General features: G+C 63.6%; 4 protein-coding genes. 2 read left to right on the forward strand and 2 right to left on the reverse strand.

The window, feature by feature from the left end:
• Nucleotides 1–471: 471 nt before the first annotated feature.
• A complete protein-coding gene (locus tag DBR22_RS13140; RefSeq protein ID WP_108599389.1) occupies nt 472–936 on the reverse strand; it encodes a DUF4383 domain-containing protein in 465 nt (154 codons plus the stop codon).
• A gap of 219 nt (nt 937–1,155) precedes the next feature.
• Here DBR22_RS13140 and DBR22_RS13145 point away from each other — a divergent pair, with 219 nt between their 5' ends.
• Both DBR22_RS13145 and DBR22_RS13150 read left to right on the forward strand, forming a co-directional pair.
• Entirely contained in the window at nt 1,156–1,578 is a 423-nt protein-coding gene (locus tag DBR22_RS13145) for an Hsp20/alpha crystallin family protein (RefSeq protein ID WP_108599390.1), read from the forward strand.
• A 216-nt stretch (nt 1,579–1,794) separates the two neighbouring features.
• The gene (locus DBR22_RS13150) at nt 1,795–2,799 is read left to right on the forward strand and encodes an alpha/beta fold hydrolase (RefSeq protein ID WP_108599391.1); all 1,005 of its coding nucleotides are present in this window, start codon (nt 1,795–1,797) and stop codon (nt 2,797–2,799) included.
• Nucleotides 2,800–2,832: 33 nt separating this feature from the next.
• Here the strand turns inward: DBR22_RS13150 and DBR22_RS24520 are convergent.
• Nucleotides 2,833–3,591: DUF4113 domain-containing protein (locus tag DBR22_RS24520; RefSeq protein ID WP_258229187.1), on the reverse strand; the 759-nt coding region annotated here is incomplete at its 5' end.

The following is a 3,591-nucleotide window of genomic DNA, read 5'->3' on the forward strand; positions in this document are numbered from 1 at the left end:
GGTTTGGGAAACACGCCGGAAACTGACAAAGGGTTTGGGAAAAACCGACGGAAAGTGCCAGAGCGTTGGGAGGGGGCGGACGACGGCGGTGCGCGGCTGCCGTCCCGCCCGTTGCCTCGTAGAGCGAAAAAGGTTGACAGGCGTATCCTGATCACGCGAAGGCGCATCCGCCCAGCGTGAGAGGGGAAGTTCAATGACCATCCCGCCAGTGCATGAACCCGAGCCGTTCCCGCCGGAACCAGGTCCTGACCCGTTTTCGCCGGATCCGACCCAGCCCGGCCACCCGGGACCGGCCAGGCCAAACCCCATCCCGACGCCGGAACCGCCAGGTCCCCTGCCCGTCCCGGATCCGGGGCCCGCGCCTCTTCATCCGGACCCGACGCGCAGCTGACACGCCGCTGACCGAAACCACGAGCGGAACCAGACGCGAACCGGTGCGGAGCCGGCGCGGAGCAGACTCCGCGCCGGCTTTTAGCGACCGGCCCCTGCGGCGGTAGGCCGCGTGGTGGTCTCCCTGGACAGCAGGATCGCGAGCCCGATCATCAGCAGGCCCAGAACCAGGTGCAGCCAGTTGTCTGCGGTATTAACGGGGACAAAGTTGGCCGGGGTGTCGTGCCCGATCAGGAGGCCGTAAAGCCACAGGATCAGGTAGATCGCTCCGCCATACAGCAGGTACGCCCGGGACTGCCCGTGCGTGCGTGCCAGCAGGATGCCTGCCACGCCGAAGAGCAGGTGGACGATGTTGTGCAGGATGGACACCTGGAAGATGCCCAGGAGGAGGGCTTCTGATCCGTGTCCGGCGAAACCCATGGTTTCGTAGTTGGTGGTTACGCCCGGCATGAAGCCCAGGATGCCCACCAGCAGAAAGACGGCCCCTACCACCTGGGCCGCGCGCTGGAGGATGGTTTTGTGTTCGGTGGTTCGCACATTTGCCATGGTGCTTGCTCCTGTTCCGGTGAATAGGTCCCAGCACAAACAATTATGCTAAGCATGCTTAGCTTATGGAAGACCTGCGCCGTGGACCGGACGCCGGAAGGTAAAAAATTCCTTCCGATGGCTTGCATCAACCTGCCTTCGGTGTTATAAAAAATCTACATCAGCCAATATAGATCGGCTGGTGGATGTGTTGGTCCGTCTCTTACGAGGAGGGAAGCCATGTTGATGCGAACCGATCCGTTCCGTGAGCTGGACAGGCTGGCCCAGCAGGTACTCGGTACGGCAGCGCGTCCGGCAGCGATGCCCTTGGATGCGTGGCAGGAAGACCAGGAATTTGTGGTGGCCTTCGATCTGCCCGGCGTGAAGCTGGATTCATTGAATCTGGACGTGGAGCGGAATGTCCTGACGGTGCGGGCCGAGCGCCCCGATCCGGTGAACGGGAACACCGAGCTGATCGCCTCTGAGCGGCCGCGCGGCGTGTTCAGCCGCCAGCTGATGCTCGGGGACACCCTGGACACGGACAACGTCAAGGCAACGTACGACGCCGGTGTCCTGACAGTGCGGATTCCTGTCGCCGAAAAGGCCAAACCGCGTAAAATTGAGATCGAGGCGAAGGGCGCAAAGCAGCAGATTGCCGCATAACCCAAGCCTCATACAACACAGGATCGGGAGTACGGACGCTACCGTTGACTGCCTTTTGGGGCGATTAGCCATTGCGTGCACGCCACAGCGCTAAAGAGCGCACCGGCAGCAAGCGCTGCATCTCCCGTTAAGGTGGCCCCCGGCATTTGCCGGGGGCCATCCCACACCGGAACATCGCGGAGCTCACCGTCGCCGGGAACGCGGAAAGGCCCCATCATGCGCCTGATTGCTCGAAGGACGTCAAAGGTAGCTCCGGATTCAGCGGTCCGGAAGAAGCGCAGGCGCCCGTTGCGGGCGGCGGGCATTGTGGGGCTGGTCATCCTGGGGCTGATCCTCGCCTCCACAGCGGTCAACCTGATCCTGGAGCCAGCGGAGAAATCGAGCATCAAACCCTACGGTGAGCGGGTCACGGTGAGCGGCGGCGCCCTGAACGTCTACCGGAACGGGGACGAGGGCCAGCCGATCGTCCTCCTCAGCGGCCTGGGAACCCCGGCTCCCGGCCTCGACTTCGCTCCGCTGGTCCGCGAACTCGGCGGCTTCGATGTCATGGTGGTGGAAGGGTTCGGGTACGGCTACAGCGATATGGAAGCCGGTCCGCGGACCAACCAGAACATCAGCACCGAGCTCCATGAAGCGCTGTCCAAACTCCAGGTCAGGCAGCCCTACGTCCTGGCGGGGCATTCCATCGCCGGCTTTTACCTGCTCGATTACGCGAACAGGTATCCGGCCGAGGTGTCCGCTGTGATCGAAATCGACGCGTCAATACCGAAGCCGGGGAGCGATCCTGTACCGGAACCGGAGCCAGGCTTCAACTGGGGGCGGGCGCTTTCGGTCACCGGCCTGGTACGCACCGTGGCATGGCTGGCCCCTGACCTGGTCAACCCGGACAGCGACGCGTATACAGAGGACGAGCTGCAACGCATGCGCCTGATGGGGAGCTGGAACTTCGGGAATCCCGCCGTCGCGGACGAAACTGCCCGGATCGCCAACAACGCGGAAGCGCTCAGGGGAGTCACCTACCCGGATGACCTGCCCGTTCTCGCGTTCCTTGCCGATGACAAATCAGGCTCGCTTGATACCAAGACTGCGGCGACGCAAAACCTCCTGAAGAACGTCAAGCGGCACGAGATCCTCACCCTTGAAGGCGGGCATTACCTGCATTGGACCCACGCCAAGCCGATGGCTGACGCCATCCGGGCTTTCCTCTCACGGGGGGATTAGCCGTTCTGTAGGAGCCCGGCCGGACTTGCCCCCCTAGGCCGCCTTGACGAGCGGTAGTTCGTCCCAGTGGGTGGTGTAGCGGGGGGAGAGCATGTCCCGTTTCATGGTCCAGTCCGGCCCGCCCCGGATGCCGGCGTGGCCGAGGCCGATCGAGCCGCGGCCGTACCGGCGGGCCACGTCTTCCAGGAGTGATCCGATGCGGCGTTCCTCGTGCGGGTTCTCGAACAGTGACAGGGGCGCCTGGTTCCCGGTGGGCCGCAGGTCCGTGACCATGATTCCGGCCCTGGCGTATTTGACGCCTTCATGGATGAGGGGCAGCAGCGCGTGCGAGGCCTTGGTGAGGATCACCGGATCCGCTGTGGGCATCGGTAGCGGGATGCACACCGATGGATAAGAGGTGTCCTTGGGGTTGAAGTGTGAGGTTCCGGCGAATGCGGTGAGGACCTTTGCCTGCAGCCCGTGTTTGGCGAGCCGTGCCGAGGCCTGCTGCCCGTACACGCTCATGACCTGCCGGATCCCGGCTGACGTGGTGATGGGCGTGGAGAATGAACGGGAAAAGATCAGCTGGTCGCGCCCGATCCGCACCTCCTCCATGGGGATGCAGGGCGTTCCCTGCAGTTCCAGGACGGTTCGCATCATGACCACGGAGAACCTGTCCCGGATCATGACCGGATCTGCGTGGCACAGGTCAAGGATCGAAAAGATGCCCAGGACGTTCAGCCGTTTGGTGAGGCGGGTGGCCACGCCCCAGATCTCCACCACGGACAGGCGCCGCATCAGGCCTTCCCGTTC

This window comes from Arthrobacter sp. HMWF013, from assembly GCF_003061105.1.
GTDB lineage: Bacteria > Actinomycetota > Actinomycetes > Actinomycetales > Micrococcaceae > Arthrobacter.